Source organism: Flagellimonas hymeniacidonis (assembly GCF_008040165.1).
GTDB classification, from domain to species: domain Bacteria; phylum Bacteroidota; class Bacteroidia; order Flavobacteriales; family Flavobacteriaceae; genus Flagellimonas; species Flagellimonas hymeniacidonis.
The window spans coordinates 1,640,966-1,660,340 of sequence record NZ_VRUR01000002.1; the positions used below are offsets into that span (position 1 = coordinate 1,640,966).

Annotated in this window: 16 protein-coding genes; 4 read left to right on the forward strand and 12 right to left on the reverse strand. The window is 38.6% G+C overall.

The annotated features are described in order from the left end of the window. Positions 1-33: 33 nt before the first annotated feature. A complete protein-coding gene (locus FVB32_RS16305) occupies positions 34-705 on the forward strand; it encodes a type 1 glutamine amidotransferase domain-containing protein (protein WP_147744891.1) in 672 nt (223 codons plus the stop codon). A 14-nt stretch (positions 706-719) separates the two neighbouring features. Then, positions 720-1,403, forward strand: a complete 684-nt coding sequence (locus FVB32_RS16310; protein WP_147744892.1) for a type 1 glutamine amidotransferase domain-containing protein — start codon at positions 720-722, stop codon at positions 1,401-1,403. A 269-nt stretch (positions 1,404-1,672) separates the two neighbouring features. Here the strand turns inward: FVB32_RS16310 and FVB32_RS16315 are convergent, their stop codons facing one another. The 10 genes from FVB32_RS16315 to FVB32_RS16360 all read right to left on the reverse strand — a co-directional run bounded on the left by FVB32_RS16315 (position 1,673) and on the right by FVB32_RS16360 (position 12,254). Then, entirely contained in the window at positions 1,673-2,899 is a 1,227-nt protein-coding gene (locus FVB32_RS16315) for a site-specific integrase (protein WP_147744893.1), read from the reverse strand. A gap of 425 nt (positions 2,900-3,324) precedes the next feature. After that, entirely contained in the window at positions 3,325-4,467 is a 1,143-nt protein-coding gene (locus FVB32_RS16320; RefSeq protein WP_147744894.1) for a type II secretion system F family protein, read from the reverse strand. Position 4,468: 1 nt separating this feature from the next. Then, the gene (locus FVB32_RS16325; RefSeq protein WP_147744895.1) at positions 4,469-4,933 is read right to left on the reverse strand and encodes a PulJ/GspJ family protein; all 465 of its coding nucleotides are present in this window, start codon (positions 4,931-4,933) and stop codon (positions 4,469-4,471) included. Further along, complete coding sequence (locus tag FVB32_RS16330; protein WP_147744896.1) at positions 4,917-5,252, reverse strand: hypothetical protein; 336 nt, start codon at positions 5,250-5,252, stop codon at positions 4,917-4,919. Before FVB32_RS16330 ends, FVB32_RS16325 begins: the two co-directional genes overlap by 17 nt. Next, a complete protein-coding gene (locus FVB32_RS16335; RefSeq protein ID WP_147744897.1) occupies positions 5,240-6,502 on the reverse strand; it encodes a bactofilin family protein in 1,263 nt (420 codons plus the stop codon). Before FVB32_RS16335 ends, FVB32_RS16330 begins: the two co-directional genes overlap by 13 nt. Further along, positions 6,489-6,953 (reverse strand): hypothetical protein, encoded by a 465-nt coding sequence (locus tag FVB32_RS16340; RefSeq protein ID WP_147744898.1) that lies wholly within the window; start codon positions 6,951-6,953, stop codon positions 6,489-6,491. The genes FVB32_RS16335 and FVB32_RS16340 overlap by 14 nt, the downstream gene beginning before the upstream one ends. After that, positions 6,950-7,642, reverse strand: coding sequence for a fibronectin type III domain-containing protein (locus FVB32_RS16345; RefSeq protein ID WP_147744899.1), 693 nt, complete (start codon positions 7,640-7,642; stop codon positions 6,950-6,952). The genes FVB32_RS16340 and FVB32_RS16345 overlap by 4 nt, the downstream gene beginning before the upstream one ends. Positions 7,643-7,646: 4 nt before the next feature. Beyond that, complete coding sequence (locus tag FVB32_RS16350) at positions 7,647-8,375, reverse strand: hypothetical protein (RefSeq protein WP_147744900.1); 729 nt, start codon at positions 8,373-8,375, stop codon at positions 7,647-7,649. Positions 8,376-8,444: 69 nt separating this feature from the next. Next, on the reverse strand, positions 8,445-11,897 hold the full coding sequence (locus FVB32_RS18045; protein WP_147744901.1) for a T9SS type B sorting domain-containing protein: 3,453 nt from the start codon (positions 11,895-11,897) through the stop codon (positions 8,445-8,447). 153 nt (positions 11,898-12,050) lie between these two features. Continuing rightward, positions 12,051-12,254 carry a helix-turn-helix domain-containing protein gene (locus FVB32_RS16360; protein ID WP_147744902.1) on the reverse strand — a complete coding sequence of 68 codons (204 nt, stop codon included), beginning with the start codon at positions 12,252-12,254 and terminating at the stop codon, positions 12,051-12,053. Positions 12,255-12,410: 156 nt separating this feature from the next. Here FVB32_RS16360 and FVB32_RS16365 point away from each other — a divergent pair, with 156 nt between their 5' ends. Together FVB32_RS16365 and FVB32_RS16370 are read left to right on the forward strand one after the other, a co-directional pair. After that, positions 12,411-12,815, forward strand: coding sequence for a hypothetical protein (locus tag FVB32_RS16365; protein WP_147744903.1), 405 nt, complete (start codon positions 12,411-12,413; stop codon positions 12,813-12,815). A 181-nt stretch (positions 12,816-12,996) separates the two neighbouring features. Next, complete coding sequence (locus FVB32_RS16370; protein ID WP_147744904.1) at positions 12,997-13,395, forward strand: hypothetical protein; 399 nt, start codon at positions 12,997-12,999, stop codon at positions 13,393-13,395. On the opposite strand, the gene FVB32_RS16375 is transcribed toward FVB32_RS16370, so the two are convergent. Both FVB32_RS16375 and FVB32_RS16380 read right to left on the reverse strand, forming a co-directional pair. Next, positions 13,375-13,707, reverse strand: coding sequence for a hypothetical protein (locus FVB32_RS16375; protein ID WP_147744905.1), 333 nt, complete (start codon positions 13,705-13,707; stop codon positions 13,375-13,377). The two genes, FVB32_RS16370 and FVB32_RS16375, sit on opposite strands and share 21 nt — an antisense overlap. Positions 13,708-13,747: 40 nt before the next feature. Continuing rightward, positions 13,748-19,294 (reverse strand): DUF6443 domain-containing protein, encoded by a 5,547-nt coding sequence (locus FVB32_RS16380; RefSeq protein WP_147744906.1) that lies wholly within the window; start codon positions 19,292-19,294, stop codon positions 13,748-13,750. Positions 19,295-19,375 lie beyond the last annotated feature (81 nt).

The window sequence follows — 19,375 nt, forward strand, 5'->3', positions numbered from 1 at the left end:
TTCCTTTAGTTTGAATTATTAATAAACAAAACAATGAAACATATATTATTTATTGTTACCAGTGCAAGCGTTACTGGAACAGGTAAACATCCAGCGGGTTATGAATTTTCGGAAATTGCAGACCCTTATTACGAATTTATTAATAAAGGATATACAGTAGACTTTGCCAGTATACTTGGTGGTATTCCGCCACATGTTGGTTACAATTCATCTGAAAAAATTAGTAAGAAGTTTATAGAAAGTAACGGATTCAAAAGACTCAATTTTAGTCATAAACTAGATGACGTTAACATAGATGCTTATGATGCAATTTTCTTCCCAGGAGGTTTAGGATTAATGACCGATATGGTCGATAATCCATTGGTTAAAGAAATCATTAAAATCACATATGAAAACGAGAAAGTCATTGGTGCTGTTTGCCATGGACCGGCAGCTTTACTTAATGTTAAATTGTCTGATGAAAAAAATTTACTAAAAGGAAAAAAAATCAATTCATTTACAAAAGCAGAGGAAGAAAAAGATAAACATATTCTTGGAGATGTAATCCCATTTATGCTTGATGAAGAACTTATAAAACAAGGAGCAATTTTTTCGCATACCCTTCCTTTTGAATCGTATGTTATAAACGATGGTAACATTATCACTGGTCAAAACCCAGCGTCTGCCAGTAGAATTGCAATTGAAATGATAAAATCATTGGAATAAAATTATAAACAAGCATGAAAAGAGTACTATTTATTACAACATCACATAATGATCTGGGTGAGTCCGGGCTGAAAACCGGAGTTTGGTTAGAAGAAGTCGCGACACCCTACTATAGACTAAGGGAAGAAAGCATACATGTTGAAATTGCTTCTGTCCATGGAGGAAATATTCCTATAGATCCAGTAAGCGAGTCAAGGGATTGGATGACGGAAGACACTATTAGATTTAAAGGCGATAAAACGGCTATGATTCTAATGAATACTAGTTTAAGGTTAGACGAAATAAATCCATCGGAGTATGATTTAGTATATTTTCCAGGAGGTCACGGGCCGATGTGGGATTTTGTAAATAATCCATTATTAAACAATACTCTACAACATTCTATACAAGAAGAAAAGGTGATTGCGGCAATGTGTCACGGAGTCTCGGTTCTTGTGGATGCTTTTGATGCTGATGGCAATGTATTTGTTAAGGGAAGGAAGATTACATCCTTTGCAGATTCGGAAGAAATAAGTGTTGGAGCTGAGAAATTGGTTCCTTTTCTTTTGGAATCCAAATTAACAGCGCTAGGAGGGATATATAGCAAAGGAAATGATTTTTCTTCTTATACTGTTGTGGACAGAAATCTCATAACTGGTCAAAACCCAGCATCTTCGTCAAGCGTTTCCATTAAAATGATAGATTTATTAACGGATTGACTACTTAAACTAATGAGATAAAAAGAACTTTCAATAGCTCTAAATATATTGAGTAATACTCATTAATACTATTTGTAACTTTAACACGTCAAAAAAGATCAAATTATATCTTCAAAGTTCTTTTTTCGGTTTTAGTGTGCAACTAGGTGTCCATATTTTGAAAAACGAAGTAAAACACTAAATATCAGTGATGTACAAGAAAGTGATTAAATCTGCCATGGCACAAAAACAGATTACTTTTAAGCTGTTAGATAAATCAACTAAAAGTTTTATCCTCTTTCAAACTTGTCTTCCAGCTTACACATATCCTCACTTACCTTTCTTTCCAATACCTTGGCATAAATCTGGGTGGTCGTGATTTTTGAATGTCCCAAAAGCTTGGATACTGTTTCTATGGGTAAACCATTGAAGAGTGTTACCGTTGTGGCAAAAGTGTGTCTTGCAGTATGGAAGGAAATATTCTTATAGATTCCACAGGATTTAGCTATTTCCTTTAAATAGCTATTGGTCTTTTGGTTGGAACTTATCGGCAGCAAACCAGTTGTTAATCTCTCGTTTTGAAGAGTTTTATATTTTTCAAGTAAAATCCATGCTTTGGGTAGGATGGGGACTTTTACAAGCTCGTCCGTTTTTTCCCGTTTGGTATATATCCAGTTATTGTTGTCAATTCCCTTTACTATGTTATCCTCTGTGAGTTCTTTTACATCTGTGTATGACAGTCCCGTATAGCATGAAAAAACAAAGCAATCTTTTACTTTTTGTAACCGTTCGTTTTTAAATTCTGTTTGTTCCAATAGTTCAAGTTCTCTTTCCATTAAAAATACCCTATCGTATTTATTGTATTTCAATTGGAAACGTTCAAACGGGTTTTTATCCATCCATTCCAGTTTAATCGCCAAGTTTATTATTTTCTTGAACCGTTCCAGATGTTTCATCACTCCATTGTTTCCCATGGAAAGTTGTTTCTTGGAATCTTTATAATCACGTAGGTAATGTTCAAAATCTGTGATAAACCTATAATTTACCTGTTTCAGGTACATGTCCTTTACTTTTATTTTTTTGTCCAAAAATTGGTAAAGGTACTTTTCCGTGCTATAATAGTTCTTTCTGGTTCCAGCCTTGATGGAGGTGTGCATTGTTCCGTTGTGATAGCCAATAAGGTCCTTTAGGGTCTTACCATTCTCCCCAATATGCATATAACGTGATTTAATGGCCAATGGTGTGACCCTCTGCCCTTCCCTAAGCAATTCCCGATGCGCCTCAAGGAGCCCAAAATACACTTGGTCCAAATAGCTGTTCAGGGATGTAACAAGGGGTGAATGCCCCATTCCCCTTTTACGGGCATTGTTCCATAGATGGCATTGAAGTTTCCTCTGGAGGCTAAACTCCAAACGTTCCCCATTTACGGTGATTCGACAATAAACAGTGGATTTCTCGGAATCTTTTTCCCGCTTTCTTGGAAAGAAATTTATTGATAATGTGGCTCGGCTGCTCATATATTTTGTTTTACAGACGAAAGCCAAATAGCTGCTTAAATTCCTACACAATATACACCAAAAAAAATCTTCCTGAAAGGACTCCCGATTTGGACACCTTCAATCTTGGATTTAGTGCTAAATGGTGCTAAATAGTGCCAAATGGAATCTTTTTGTGATGTAATCAAAAAATAAACCCTTGATAAATAATTGATTATCAAGGGTTTATAAATTTGGTCGGGGTGGCAGAACTAATCCCATCATCACAACGTGTTAACTATCAGATTTTTAAAGCCTCCTTTTTGAACGATTAACCGAAAACTAAACTAGGTTCAAAATTGTACAAATCGATGTAAATAAAATGTCGTCTTGCAATAATAAAAATACGATTTTCACTTTACATTCAAATACTTTTTTTTTACAAAATGAAATCAACTCCATAAAAACTATCCAAGCACACTGCCCAGTTTAAACATGGGCAAGTACATTGCCACCAAAATTACACCCACGCAAACGCCAACCACAAGAATTATCATAGGTTCCAACAATGTACTCAACAGTTTGGACTTTTGTTGCACTTCAACGCTATATTGTTGATTTAATCGCTCAAACATAAATTCCGTTTGATTGGTTTCTTCAGCTACCTTGACCATGGATATCATCTTATTGCTGAACACCTTGTTTCCCTTTAGGCTGTTGCTCAAACTTTCGCCTTGCAAAATTTTACCGCTTACGCTTTCCAAAGCATCACGCAGTGGATAAAAATCAATCATTTTTCCGGCAAGCTCTATACTGTTCAATACTGGAACCTTGGAAGCCGTGAGCAAACTAATGGCTCTGGTAAACTGTGCCAAATAAACGGCTTTGAGAAAATTTCCCAGATAGGGAATCCTTAGCAACAAATAATCCATCTTTTTTTTGAACCAATCATTGCCAAAGAGCATTTTTCTTAAAAGCAAAGAACCAATTATCAACAGTACAACCCACCATCCGTAGTCTTTGATAAAATCTGATACAGCTACAATAAACCGTGTAATCCACGGTAACTCTATATTGTTTTGCTTAAAAATGTCTTGGAACATGGGCACCACCAATCTCAGCATAAAGATGACCACCAATACTGCCGTCACCAAAATAATAACGGGATAGGTCAACGCATTGACCAAGCTTCTTTGCTGTTCATTTTTTTTGGCAAAAAAAGACCCCAGTTCATTTGTAATCGTGGTCAGTGTTCCAGACTCTTCACCAATTTTTAGAGAATAATATTCGTATTCCGTAAACTCCTTTTTATCTTTTATCGCCTCAGAAAAGCTACTTCCAGAAAGCAGACTTTCACCCAAATGATGGAACAGCGCTTTTTGCTTCTCTTTTTTCTGTCCCTCTTCAATCAGGTGCAGCGATTCTTTAAGGGTTATCCCTGCCTTTAAAAGCACACTTAACTCCGTATAAAAATCCTCTTTTTTCTTGTTGGAAAAAGATTTTCCAAACAACGTTATTTCCCTTTCAAGAATTGATGGTTTACGCTCTTTTTGTGCACCATTTGTTTTGGATACCTGATCGACCAATATGTTTTCCAATTTAAAGCCCATATCAATTCATAAAATCGGTTGCAGTATTCTTTTTATGGACAAAAAGTGTTTTGGGCACTTCTCCAGGTTTTGTGAGCTCTAGGGCATCTATAACACCATTGCTCACCTCTTCTCCCATATAAAACACTTTTGAAATAGTATAATCAGTATAAAGTGTGTCTGTACCTTTTATAATGTAACCCTTATAAAACTCATATCTTTTACCATTGACCTCATTGCTAAGGAACAGTGTTTGCCCTTTGGAGGAAAACTCAATTTGGGCATTTGAATTAAAATCGACCCACAGTGCTTGTTGCAAAAGGTTATCATTAGTTTTTTCTTCATAATTATTCTGAATATCCCACATTTGCCCCTGTACCAAACCCAAAACTGAAAAAGCCAGTCCAACCACAATGATGGTGAGCAATAGCACGACCAACATTTCGCTCAAGGTGAACGCTGCTATCTTTTTAGAGATTCTGGACATAATGTATTTTTCGTTTTATGGTTCTTGACCCCGAATCCTGTTTTTCAACCGCTTCAATCTGCACTGCGTTTTGAGAAGTGTTGATAGTGATATCCCAAGTCTTCCATTCCTCATAGTAGGGAAGATTTATCTTTTGATTGATATATTGATATTCAAGTTGGTGTAAATGCGATTTTATTGGCTGCAGATTACCTTTTACCTGAGCGGAAAAAAGGGAATTTAAAATAAGGCTGGAGAACATAAAAATGACCACAATGAGTACAGTGGCCACCATGGTTTCCATTAAGGTCGAAGCTTTCAGTTTTTTTAGTACAACCATTTTGCCACTGCTTTTTCTTTAAGGAACAACAACCCTGCATATTGAGTGGGCAATAGACCCGAGTTTATAGTTCCATTAAACAAATGGTTCTGATATACACTTCCATTCTCCATCGCCATAAAGGCATCTGTGGTGACATTCCCTATAACATCCCCTTTAAGTTCCAAGTTTTTCTCGCAATAAATCTCACCAAGAACAGAGGCATTTTCAGCAACAGCTATTTGTGGAAAATAGATACCCTCTTCTGAATTTTCAAAATACGCCACGATTCCCTTGACCGTTGCTCCTTCCTCAATACTGATATTTGCTTCTCTATGATCTTTTGGATTTGTTGCGTTCCCTCTTTCCACTATAAGGGCAGATGGATAATCCAATATCACTTTTTTCCCAGCTTGGATTTTCCTGCCGGCAATTGCCTGAAGGGTTCCTCTAAATCCATTTTCAATGGTAATTTTTGGAGCCACAAGTACAACGTCCTTTAAAGTACAATCTGCACTAATGATAATTTGTCGGGTAGCTTTTACAATGATATTTCCACGTAGGTCAACACCAGATAATCTAAGCACATCGCCATGAATGTATTGTGTGTGGGATTCAAATGAATTAGCATGTTTTAGGTTTCTGGAAAATCGCACCGCGTTTTGCCCAAAGCCACTTACTTCTTCAAGCAATAACCGTTTTAAGTGATTTTCAAGTCCAGGGTGTAACGGAGGCAAGGTGGTGGAACTGTTTTTTGAATTTCCGTACACTGGTGATGCAAATTGATAAAATCGACCACCAATGGTTCCCGGTCGTATGCCTTGTTTTGGAAGGTAGGCATTTCCTGTTATTTTGGACTTTCCAGCAATGATCATCGGTCTATTGTTATCCTTTAGATACAAGGCTGAAAAATCATTGTCCAGCCCCCCACCTACTAGTGCAGTCTTTACAAACCTTGTTTTTTTAAATTGAGATACTGTGGTGTACTTTTCAAAAACACCCCAATATGATTTTATTGCGGATACCTTAATCTCATCTTCCAGTTCTACATTCAGCTGTACCGAATCATTGATGGCCATCTCTTGTTGTATGGCATATTGAAGCCCTAAATCCGCTTTTTTGATGACCTCAACCGTATTGGAACTCTTTTTGTCAAAAAATGAATGGCTATGGTGCAACAACACAAAGGTCATTAAGAGTACTGCTATAACAGTGCCTATAAACAGTACAAACTGCAATGCTCCCGCCCTTATTTTTTTAATTCGTGGCATTTTGAAGTTGTATCGTTTTTGCAATGCCCTTATAACGCACCCTAATGTTCTTAGAAGTGCCACTTACTAAGGTTACGCCATTGTTCTCACCTCTCTTTTGCATTAAATATTGAGTCCCATTTATAGTTACAAAAAAGATGTTGTCCTTGTTCTGTTGACCAGTAATTAGACCTGTGTAGTTGATGTTGGGAAACTGTACCACTGGTCGCTTGGTCTTTTTAATGGTATTTTTTTTTGATGTACTCATCGTCCCCAAAAAGGGATCTCTATAATCCGAAACAATACTAAAGGTGTCTCTTTGGATGATTTCCTTGGGCTTAAAATTTACATTTTCCGCAAACACAGATATTTCCGGTTCTGGGGAAAGAACTCCAAAGACTTTAACCGCAATAATGCCCCATATCATTAATACAGCGCCCAACAATATATATGTCTTTACATTTTTGCTCAATTGTTGATGGTAAAATTAAACGTTGAACTGACTTCACTTTCATTACCGGCCGCATCGTAAGCGCGTACAATCCAATAAAAAGTTCCGGCAGCTACGTTAGCGGTAAAAGCCTTGTTGGCACCTAAGGCCTTGGTTGTTAAATTTTGTAGGTTCTCATCTGAAAAGATGAAAATACTGTCCCGTTCCGCCGTTCCTGGAACATCTTCCCTTGTCCATGAAAAATTTACTGAAGCCTCTGTCTGCGAGGCCCCATTTGCAGGAGTTACCAATTGGGGTGTATTGGGCGGGGTTATATCCAGATTCTCATCTCCATCTACTTGAAAATTACGCAACGTATATACTGTTTCATAATCACTATTAAGGGCTTTTACTCGCCAGGCATAATTGCCATTAAACAGGTTTTGGTCAATACGGGTGTTTACCCTCCCTAAAGTATCCTCCGTTATAATGCTATCCAACATAATCTGGGTGGTGTTTTCAAAATCGGGGGTAGCAATTTGAACCCTGTAAGTTGTGGCATCATCTATGGTCTGCCAATTAAACCCTACCGCATTGGTGTTTAATATACTACCTTCACCTGGAGCCAAGATAGGTACGGTCTGGTTGGAAATATCTGGCACTTCCAAAATATCCTCACACCCCCAAACCACCATCAAAACAATACATATTGTCAATATCCTTTTCTTCATGCTGCTAAAATTTGAGGTACGATCTATCGCCATTTACTTTGGAAGCTTTTAAAAAGGTTCCCTTAGGACATTTTTGACCTTCGGAAATCAAGTTTTCTATAATCACATTATGGTATTGATCCTCTCCCCAACAGATATTGGAATACTGATAATCGAATACATGAAGCTCCGAGAAGAAGTAATGCTTTTCCAACTCTCCACTGATGACCACCAGGATAATGTTTTCATAACTGTCTTTTTGTAGTTGAATGGCCTCTGCTTGTAAAAAACTGGGCATCTCTGTCTCCGGAACGGTGATGTTCAATCCAGTCACCAATTTGTATCCATCATCGTTGGAAACATAGGATCGAAGTTCTTTATGCGTTTCTGCATTCAGTAAATTGGTAAGTCCCAATTTATCCAAAAGTTGTAGGCGTAAATATTTTGGTTTGTAGGGAAGCGAATCGTTATACGATATACTATTGATTTTCCCCGCTTGCTCCATATACTTGGCATAGGAGTAATAGCTCGTTCTATTAAATGGAAGCTGTTTTACATCTACTTTAAGAACTGACCAGTTGGGAACTCCAATTTGTTCCGCAGCACTGTACCACATATCCCCTTTGGTCTTTATCAAGGTGCCCAATTCTGGAAAGCTTAATAGGGATTCTTGTTTTTGGGCCTTGTACACATTACATCCTATTAGAAAAAGTGCTCCATAGACGACCAATCCCCATGTAATAAACTGCTTCATATTATATTTTCGTTTCCTAGTTCAAGGTACAGAAAATATAGTTTTTCTTGAAAGTAAATTCTTATAATTTTATCGTTTTAACGCGAAGTGTCCTGTAAAGACTTCACCCTCACCATATTCGAACATAAACCAGTAATCTGAAGAGGGCAACGGTCTGCCCAAATAACTACCATCCCAACCTGGCCCTTGTGGTGAAATTTGCCTCAATAGCTTGCCATATCGATCATATATATACAATCTAGCCTCTGGGAAAAGTTCTGTTCCGATAACATTCCAGTTTTCGTGGATTCCATCACCATTGGGAGTGAAAAATTTTTCGTAACCCATAGCTACAATATCTTGCGATAAGGTCCTGCATTCAAAGGGGTCACGAACATACACGGTATAGCTTCCTGGAAAGACTTCAAATTGATTATCGGTTTGGTAATTTTCGCCATCAATGGAATATTCAAAATCCCCTATTCCTACCGCATCTATGATAAGTGTGATCCTATCTGACAAACCACTGGTGTCAACCGTAAAACTATCGGGTGCTCCTGAGGACACTACTTCAAAAGCAACTGTTTTTTCACAGACAACACCATTTGTGGTTTGGGTAACCGCTAATGTATAAGTCCCAAGTTCAACAATATTTTGCGCTTGTTGATTGCCTATTACACTTCCTTCATTATTTCTCCATTCCCAAGATTCAAAAACCCCACCATCAATTTGCAAATCTGGACTATCTGGGCATATCACATAAATTTCTTCCAAACCTGGATCTGGCAAGGGGTTTATAAACAATGAAAAATGATTTACCGCATAGCAATCCGTTAGTTGACTATGCTGCACTCGAGCATAAACGACTTCATTCATTTGTATATTACTGTAATTAGTGCTGGACAACGCATTGCCATTGTTCATGGCATCCAATTCTGAGGCATGGTAACTTACCTCATAAATGGCAGTGTCTTGTCCATTTAATACTTCACTATCTTTTTCGGATAAGTCAAATTGGTAACGTCCCGTTTCATTGGTGTCACAAATAATAATATCTGATGGCTGGGAAGCCGTTGGTTCATCAAAAACCTGAATAGCAAAACTTCCGGTATCCGAGCAAGTGGTATTGCTGTTGTTTTCTATTCGAAAATAAATGGTCTGCGGGTTACTGGTGTTTTGGTAAGTTCCTGCTATCGCATTTACCCCTGTATCTGCATCGGTTTGATTTTCATGGTATGAAATCATGTAATCAGTGGCGGTTAGAGTACCTAATATCTCTACATCCTTCAAACCAAAATCAAAATTATAAAGCCCATCATTATTATCATCACAAATTAACCAATCGGAAATATCTGTAAGCATCGGAGTATCAAAAACCAAAACATCAAAATTGGAAGTATCATAACACGACGCGTCCGATGTATTGGAAACCCTCACATAAATAGTTTCTTGATAGCTGGTTGTATTAGTATAGTTCCCGGCATTTAACGCATTGGTATTGGCATCTGCATCCGTTTGGGAGGGATGAAAACTTATTACTATGGAGGAAGTGGTTTGTGCTCCGATAATCTGCGCTTCCTGGGCGGTTAAATCAAAGGTGAAGATACCATCGTTATTATCATCACAGGCTTGCATGTTATTGGGTTGATTTGCCACAACCTGACCAATAACCTCCACTCCAAAACTACCCGTCTCAAAACAATCTGGATAGGTGCTGTTCTGCACCCGATAAAAAATAGTCTCTGCCGCCAAGGTGTTTGTATAATTGGTTGGCAAGGCATTGGTTGCTGCATCCGCATCTGCCTGAGTTGGAAAATATGCTAAATCAAACACCAAGGGGTCTTCTCCATTTAACACTTCGGCATTTTTTGTAGCAAGGTCAAAGGTGTACAAGCCATCTGCATCATCATCACAAACCACCCAATCTGTAACAGTTCCTAATTCCGGAGCTTCTTTTACGATAACATCAAAACTTGTGGTATCGTAACAAAGGTTATTTTGGGTATTGCTTATTCGTGCATAAACGGTAGTTGTTCCATTATTAAATGTTGTTGTCTGCGCCAGTGCATTGGTGTTGGAATCTGCATCTGCCTGAGAGGCAAAATAGTTTATGCTAAAATCCGTTGCTGGTTGCGCTCCCAAAACTTGGGTATCCAAACTTGATAAATCCAAATCATAGGTAGTTTCGGGTTGGCAAACTTCCATATTGGCAACAATATTTGCCACTGGAACCGCTGAAATGGTAATTTGTTCTATTTCCGTTTTGGTTTCTGATGCTGTGGTCACGGTAACACTTACCGTATAATCGCCAGGTGTTGCATAGGTATGCGTAGCATTTTCAATAGTAGAAGTGTTACCATCGCCAAAATCCCAAAGAATGCTAATAATAGGTTCACTGGCGTTAATATTAAATTGTGTTACATCTCCAAGGCAAAAATGTTGCGCAGTAAAAGAAACCAAAAAGTAAGATTGTATAAACGGCGGCAAACCAAACCTTGAAATTTGGCCCGCTAAACCGATAGCATTGTAATTTACATTACAGCCAATCCCCAAAACATCTGGGTCTTCAATGACACTTAAGGTGGGCACATTGCCATCTGAAATATAAATTTTACCATCAATTGCCAATTGTAACGCCCCATGAAGTTCTGTGTTGGATGGTAATTGTATTTTTGAACCTTTTACATCTGCCGCCAAGGTATCATACTGGAATAAATCCCCATCTAAATTGGTGACATAGACAAATCTGCCAGATGGCGAAAATTCCACTCCGTAATATCCAAATAAGTCACCATCCCCTATTTCTCTTACATTGCTAAACTGACCGGTAGCAGTATTAAAATCCATGAGCTCTACTTCTAGATCACTATATACCAAAGCGGCCTTTGTACCATCTGGGGACACTTTAAAATATCCAAGAGAATCTGGCCCATCGTTAAGCACTACGCCCAGATTACTTATTATTGGTGTTGTAATCCCCGCAGGTGTTATTCTGTAAGCATAAAACCTATTGCCTATGCTACGTCTGGTAAGCAACCAAATATCTGTTCCATTGGCATGTTCTACTGCCGTTAGTTTTTCTGCACTTGGATCAAATAGAAATGTATTTTTTTGCACCACATCTCCCAAGCCCCCATCTAAGGTTAAATCCACAATGGAATATCTAACATCATGTGTACCCCATTCTATAGCGCCCGATGTAAAAACATAAAACTGGTCTGGGTTGCCCGGGGTAGGAACAATAAGTCCAGATTGTGTACTGGACGGGTTTCCCATTAACCCATTTCCATTGGGCATGGGGATATGGTTGCGGTTCCAAACGGTGATGCCATCTGTATAAAAAAGCAGGTTACCGCTAAAGTCTGAAATAGTGGAACATCCTTCATTTGTGTTTAATGCACCATTTGTTAAGGGTACCGGTGCTCCGCTCCTAAAGTCCAAGCCTGCATTTTCGCCAAAATACCAAATGGCCGCCTCTTGCTGTGCGCAGAGTTTCCCAGTAAATAAAATGGTTAACAGCAGTAAAAAAAAACGTAGGTACAAGCAGGTGAAGGGTTTAGGTTGTTTAACCTCTAAAATAAGATTTTTCGTGCATTTTTAAAAGCATATTCTTTAAAAAGAATATATCCAAGATTAACTACATTTTTTCTTAGTACAAAGACCTTATTAGATTCTATATTGAAAAAGAGGAAAAGCTTATTCCTCAAACAAAAATAGGGTATGTAAAGGGACTTCTAGCGCGCCTGCTATACGGTTAAGTGTGACCAAGCTGGTGTTGCGTTCTGCCCGCTCTATCCTACCAATCTGGTTTTTGGTTAGATCAGCTTCAATGGAAAGTTGAAATTGAGATAATTGTTTCTCCTTTCGAAGTTGGCGTATTCTCAAACCAACTTTCTTCATTGATTCTTTATCTCTTTGGGTATATTCTTTTAGCACATGCCAATTTGAATATAGTTTGAAAAATAAAAGACATCCTCATTGGGGTATTTTTAATTAATTTTTACTATTATTGAAATGAAATTTTTGCATAACCCCATTCACTCCAAAACCTGGGTTATGGCAGTTTCTTCTATTTTAACTGAAATTAATACGCTTCTTGATGATAAAAGTCCCAAATCTTGTGAACTTACCTTTGCCTTATTGGACATTGATACTTACCACAATGGTACATTTTTAAAAAGGGTGCAACGACCCTATCCCAAAATTATCATCCATAAGCCAGTGAATAGTACTTCTGCCCAAATGGAAGTGCAGAACAATTTGGTGTTCTCTTTTTCTTTTTGGTTTGAAAAACCTACTTGCCATTTTAACTATAAAAGCAAAATGCTACAACTACCCAGACCTCTCACCGAAGGCGCTTTGGAAATGGATGCAGAAAAACTAGTACTACGTTTTACCATTGATGCACCAGATAAGGTATTACAAGTAAGAATACAACATACCTATACCCAACTATTGTAGTTGTTCAAAAAATAATTGATTAGGTTAAAAAAACAAAAGCCACAACTAAAATAGCCATGGCTTTCTTATTATTTAATTTTACTTACTCTTACCGCCACTAGTCATAGACTAGCGGGAGCGGGGGGGTTATGTCCAAGTTTGGGGTATTGCCTATTTTTGTTATTCTAAAATTCTTTATCAAATGGAACCTATAATATTAAATGGAAGAAGAGTTCACAATCTAAATTCATTTGAAGTAGAAGAGATAGCCAAACTAATACTCGAAGAAAAACTGGATAGAGACTATTTCGTTCAAAAAACGCGAGCCTTCTATCCAGATATTTTAATTTCCGATCCTTTAGTTCAAAAAATAGATTTTGCTTTTAACAGAATAACCAAACCTTTAAGTATTGAAGAAAAAATAACTTTTATAATCATTCCTTTTGGTATTGTTCATCGATTATATAAAAACGAGTTGTTCGATTCATATGAAGAGCAACAAATGGGATTTAAAAAAAGAATTAACGATTATTATTTATTCTCATTAATCGGTCTAGTCATGTATTTAGCAATCGGAATTTCAATCTCCTATTTTTTTTAAATAAATAAGCCCCCCCATAAGTTTTTCTTCCTTTATAACCAATTGTGATTTTGAAACTTCAACAATGGAATAAGTAAAATAGGACACCTTAAGTGTATCTCCCTTTACGGAATAAGTGGTCTTCACCTTCCCAGCGGGATTTTCAAAAGTAGCGCGCTCATCATCATGAAATATTAACTTCAATTCTATGGTAAATGGCTCTCCGTCTAATGTCAAATCACTACCATCTTCCCCATCTAAAGTGGTTTTATTATATGCTTCCCATATTCCCAACAATTCATTTTTAAAATTTTTGGTTTGACAAAAAGACATATTTAATGTGAAAAATATAAAAATGACTAAATGTAATATTCTATTTCCCTTCATTTTTTTTCTGTTTTTCTAGTTTTCTATTTTGATGTTGTATAAATTGAATAAACTGAGCTACTAAATTTCCATTTTCGCTCAAAAATTTATTTGCATCAGTAGTACCTTCATCAGTAGTCAAATCAAAACTTTGTGTAAGTATTGAAATTCCAAGATAAATGGAATTCAATGAACTTTCAAGACCTTCAACAGACATATTCGATTCAGGTGTAACCTGCAAAAGCCCTGGATTAGAACCACTTTGATGACTAAATCCAATTAAAGCATCAGCAAAAGCAAATGTATATGATTCCAGTTTTTCTTGAACCGAGGCATCATAATTTAATATATTTGCTCCTATTTCAACTGCATCAATGCCTTTAGCTATTCCAGAAAATACGCTTTTTACATTAGGCCCAACAGCAGGTTTGATTTTTGGCAAATCCAAAAGATTGTCAAATCCTTCAACCCCACCTCCGAGTAATGCTGTCGCTCTTTCATTTGCCCGAGTTACCCAATCCGGTTCTGAACTATAATGGGCAGAAATTAATCCTGCAACAGCGCCATATAATCCTGTTGCCGCACTTGCTATTGAACCTTCCAAATCTAAAATATATCTTTGTTGCGCAGTGATGCGAAAAGCCCTAAGGGTTCCATATTTATCAATTATTACTCTACCAGTGAATGGTCCAGGTATTGGCTCATTTCCATCAGGGTCAACAAAAAATATTGGGTTATTTCTAGCATATACATAGGGAGAATTATCAAAAAATTTCTCCGCCAACGGATCCAAATTCATCCATCTACCCAAGTCTGGGTTATAGTTTCGTGCGCCAAAGTCATAGGTCTCCAAGCCAAGGCTTTCATCATATTCCTTACCACCAAACTTCCATTGCTGTGCCTTATCGTTACCCAAAGAACTTAACATGCCATCGTTATAGCCTTTATGTTGTAGCCCAAAGGGGTAGTAGTTATTTTCTTCTACCATCTCGTTGGTAGTTGGGTTGGTGGTTACATCAATATCTCCATCGCCATTACCATCTGCATAGCTTAACCGTACATTGCCCAAATGGTCCTTATATTGGTATACATAACTATACCCACCTTGGCCATCTGGCTTTACATACCCTTCTGGTTGGTTAAAAAACTGTATGGTGGTAATTGCATTCCCACCAGAATATACATAGTTGCCCGCGTATTCTGTCACAGAACTTCCCACGGTTTTTTTTAATTTGGTTCCCGTGGCATTGTAAATATAGTCAATAGTACCATTGCCACCAGTACCATTTATAGCAATATTGGTGGGCAGGTTTAAATGGTTATAGTCTATACCGGTAATGCCCTTATTGGCATCGGTCTTCATATTGCCATTGCCATCATAGGTATATTCCGTGGCCTGCTCTACCCCATCTACAAAACCTGTAAGGGCACTGGAAAGAGGGGCGTCATCCACTGCTTGCAATTGGTTGCCTGTATAGGTGTATGTTAAATCGTCCATTAGCCCAAAAGAAGTGGCATTTGCATCTGTATGCCCATTCCGGGTAAGGCGTTCTATATTTCCGTTCTTGTCATATTGTACCAAGCCCAAATTGTAATTGGAGCTGGAACCTGTGGCATTGGTAATTCTATTTAAAGCATCATAACCATAGGTATACCACCGTAAGGTATTGTCATTACTGGTTTCCCATTCTGTTTCGGAGATGTTACCATTAAATAAGGGCGTGCCGCCATGGGCCACAGTATTGTAGTTGATCCCAAAATTAAACAGATCATTGTCCGCATTGGCATCTTGGTTAATACTCTTGAGCCAGCCCCTTACATTATAGGTATAATCTACCGTCTGCAAACCTGCCGTATTTGCATAGGTAGTGCCCGGAGCACCTCCCACTTTTTTCTGGTCCATTTGCCCTAGTTCGTCATACTGGTTATACACAATAAGTTCTTCTGGGCCGCCACTGCCACCCAAAGATGGGTTGACCTCAAGGGTCACATCTCCACTTATAGTGGTAACCGGACTTATGGTAATGCTATTGGTTGCCAATTGGTCTGTGGTAACGGTTGTGTTTTCCAACACAAGGTTTACATCTACCGCCGTACCACTACAATCGTACCCCAAATTTTCATTGCCAAGGCATTGGGTCTGCTTCAGCAATCTGCCTACATGGTCGTACTCAAAATTGTCCAAGGTGGCAATGGTACTACTGGAGCGGGTATGCGCTGTACGTACTTTTAAGGGCTTGCCCACAAAGTCCAAATCACTCTCTATAATGTCCACGGTGCTTAGGTAATCGTTCTCACTATACACATATATTGGTCTGGCCTTATCATCATATCGGCTAACGATTGTGATCCATTTGGATTGCGCTGAACCAATGGCAGGGTCCAATACCTTTACCTTACTTCCTGTGGACAAGCCTTTGGTGCGATCATCTATGCTCTCACCAAAAACCAAGGCCGGGGGAGCGGATTCATTGGCGCGGTCAAAATTATAATCATCGTAATAATTTACAGTCAGCACTTCTGTAAGCGTAGTAGTTGGGTATGCCGTGTTCCCATAACCCACCGTAATATTGTCCATAGCAAAGCCACTATCGCGGACTACCCAAAGGTCCGTTGTTAAAGCATCTACATCTGTTGTTTGAATTACATCACGAGCTCTGGCATCTGTTGCCTTACCAGTGTAAGCCACTCTTCCAAAAACATCATATTTAGTAAAGAGCCATTCGTTAGTTGTGCGCTGGACAGCATCCTGTGTCATAATAGGTTGGTCCAGTTTGTTATAGATAATATGTTCCCAACCTTTGCCCGGAATCTTTTTCTCTACCAAACGGTTGCGATGATCGTAGGTATATTGATATCCCAAATCATCCAAATCCGCCTGCAAATTTGCAATGGTCCTTGCTGCATCACTAGCGTTCATTAATGGAGGTAGCACGTATGCAAGATTCCCATGGTCATCATACACATAATAGGTATCATGGGCTATGTCTGCATTATAGGTGCGTTTTAGCACTACCCTGCCTCGCATATTAATATATTCCTCTGTACTGTGATCATTACCAGAGGTATAATTTTCATCTCTGGTAACATTCTTATGCAATTGCTTGTTACCGTATATAGGGTTTAGTGCATTCTCTATTAGGGTAGGCGCATAGGTGTCCCCGGTCTGGACCAAACTTACTTCAAAATGGCGAACATTGTCCGTAAGACTGCTGAACCCGTAGGTGAACCCAATCTCATGTCCTTGCCCCAAGGCCCAATCATTACCTGGTGCTGCTTGTTTTAGCACACGGTTTGCTGGGGAAGATTCAAAATCCTTTTGGGAAAACGGATTTAGTGTGTTTTCATATTTTGTTGTGTTGTAATAGGACAATGTTGCACTTTTAGCGTCTATATTAAATTGCCCTAATACATCATTTACAGAATATGGCAAATACTCTTCCTGCTGCCTTCCATATTTGTCATAACCTATATAAGACACCACATCATCCTTATCTGGTGATTGGTCTATACCCAATTGTTGGAGCGGTCTACCCAAACCATCAAAAAATGAAAGTTGTTGTATTAACGCATCATTTTCTGTGAAAAAAGGCAGGTCTGTTGAAGTGGTTATGCCCATTTCCTCTGCACTTTTTTGATAAGTGCGGGTATATATATAATTGTAATCTTGCGGATCGCTACTTGGCGGCAAAATAGTACATGCATTACTTGGGTCATTTATGTTTGGACAATTATCCGTTGCATTCAAGACATACCCCATTGGTTGTTCGCATTGATTTGTTGAAATTGCTGGGTCACCAAGACCATCATTATCCGCATCTAGATAGTAGGTGGTCAATGATACCATATTCACATCTACACGTGTTCGTGTTGCAGACTCACAACCTTGCTCAGTATTATAACTAACTGCATAATAGCTTGTATTGATACTTAATTCTGGAGTTGAAAAAATTGTGCCAATAGCCAAGTGGGTACCCCCAGATGCTACATCATACCAACGAATACTGTTGGCATTAGTGTCTGGTGTTAGCACCAAGGAAGCAGATTCTCCAGTACAGACATCTACATTTGTGGTGCCTGTAGGGTTTTGCAATTGTGGTTCAACCATTACGGAAACAATAGTTGGTGTATATAAAATAAAGTCACACGAGTTAACCCCCCGTCTATAATATTTGGTTGCTGTTTGGTTTGCTGGCGGATTGTACGTAGCGGAGATTGCACCATTAATTGTGGTCCAATTGTTAATTCCGTCTGGTGAAGATTGCCAGCTATAGACATAAACTCCTTTACCACCGCTAGGCGCAACAGCATTATTTATAACCGTTGGGTCTTCTCCATAGCAAATGGTTTGATTGCCCGAAATATCACCGCCGAAGAGTTCTGGCCAGACTTCAACAAGCACTGATGCTGTTTGGGCAGTTTGCCCACATGAGGATACAACTCTTCGATACCAGCGCTCTTGTATAAAATTAGGAGGAAGGTCATAGCTGTTTTGGGTAGCTCCAGAAATATTGGTCCAATTCTGATTGTCTGTGGAAGTTTGCCATTGGTAGCTATAACTCCCATCTCCATTGTAAGCACTTCCAGCGTTAGTTAAAGCAGGTGGGTCTCCGCCATAACAGGTTTTAGCTATACCATTGATACTCCCTGGCTCTAAAGGATCATCTATAGAGATGTGGATTGCGTCTGTCACTAGGCTTTGCCCACATGAGGTTACTTCACGGCGATACCACCGATCTGAAGTAAGGTTTGTAGTTTGATTATAACTGGTTCCTGTTGCTCCAGGAATATTGGTCCACGTACTATTGTTTGTAGATTCCTGCCATTGATATGCATAGGAGCCATCTCCATTTGTGGCCGAATTAAAATTACGTAAGTTACCTGCCGTTGTATTATAGCATATTGTTCTGGTAAGAAAAATACCTCCTGCTGTAACGGAGATATCTCCTTCATCTAAATTATTGACTGTTACAGCTATACTGCCAGAACCAGAGCTCCATTCTCCACCGCAGCTACGGGCCCTAATATAATAGGTTCCATTACCTTCAGTGACGGTATAGGTTGCGGCACTTCCATTTGATGTACTTGTTCCATTCGCATTTTTCCCCTGCCAATACCATTTATCTCCCGTATCCAATGATAAGCCAACCCGCTGCAAAACAGGTTCCCCACAGGTATTTGTCAATATTTGAGGAGCATTAGGGGTCTGCGGATTACCACCACAAACCGAAATATGAAAAGATAGATTATACAAGGTAGCACCAAAATTCAATATAGTGGCTCGCAATGTAACACTGCCACTTTCATCAAAACGCACTCTTGCCGCATTTTGGTTGCTTTGCGTAATCACAGCTGCACTGCTTCCTCCAGCTATAAACCATTGTGTGTCCGTTCCAGCAGAACTTGATAGACTAAAGCTCTTTAAATCTCCAACAGTGGCTGTTGAAGCTCCTGTAATACTAATCTGACCATAGGCAGTAAAACAAAAGAAAAACGCAAAAAACAAACTGGTAATAATACTATTACGATATAAATAATTAGAGTTAATGTTCATTTTTTTTGATCTAGTTGCTATGAATGTTGATTTAGGCAAACTTTTCTGACTAGATATAAGCTGAGTATTTTTAAGTTTTTT

Bases quoted from the DNA above. Each gene is read 5' to 3' on its own strand.
- FVB32_RS16305 (WP_147744891.1), top strand. From the start codon at position 34: ATGAAACATATATTATTTATTGTTACCAGTGCAAGCGTTACTGGAACA.
- FVB32_RS16310 (WP_147744892.1), top strand. From the start codon at position 720: ATGAAAAGAGTACTATTTATTACAACATCACATAATGATCTGGGTGAG.
- FVB32_RS16315 (WP_147744893.1), bottom strand. From the start codon at position 2,899: ATGAGCAGCCGAGCCACATTATCAATAAATTTCTTTCCAAGAAAGCGG.
- FVB32_RS16320 (WP_147744894.1), bottom strand. From the start codon at position 4,467: ATGGGCTTTAAATTGGAAAACATATTGGTCGATCAGGTATCCAAAACA.
- FVB32_RS16325 (WP_147744895.1), bottom strand. From the start codon at position 4,933: ATGTCCAGAATCTCTAAAAAGATAGCAGCGTTCACCTTGAGCGAAATG.
- FVB32_RS16330 (WP_147744896.1), bottom strand. From the start codon at position 5,252: ATGGTTGTACTAAAAAAACTGAAAGCTTCGACCTTAATGGAAACCATG.
- FVB32_RS16335 (WP_147744897.1), bottom strand. From the start codon at position 6,502: ATGCCACGAATTAAAAAAATAAGGGCGGGAGCATTGCAGTTTGTACTG.
- FVB32_RS16345 (WP_147744899.1), bottom strand. From the start codon at position 7,642: ATGAAGAAAAGGATATTGACAATATGTATTGTTTTGATGGTGGTTTGG.
- FVB32_RS16350 (WP_147744900.1), bottom strand. From the start codon at position 8,375: ATGAAGCAGTTTATTACATGGGGATTGGTCGTCTATGGAGCACTTTTT.
- FVB32_RS16360 (WP_147744902.1), bottom strand. From the start codon at position 12,254: ATGAAGAAAGTTGGTTTGAGAATACGCCAACTTCGAAAGGAGAAACAA.
- FVB32_RS16365 (WP_147744903.1), top strand. From the start codon at position 12,411: ATGGCAGTTTCTTCTATTTTAACTGAAATTAATACGCTTCTTGATGAT.
- FVB32_RS16370 (WP_147744904.1), top strand. From the start codon at position 12,997: ATGGAACCTATAATATTAAATGGAAGAAGAGTTCACAATCTAAATTCA.
- FVB32_RS16375 (WP_147744905.1), bottom strand. From the start codon at position 13,707: ATGTCTTTTTGTCAAACCAAAAATTTTAAAAATGAATTGTTGGGAATA.
- FVB32_RS16380 (WP_147744906.1), bottom strand. From the start codon at position 19,294: ATGAACATTAACTCTAATTATTTATATCGTAATAGTATTATTACCAGT.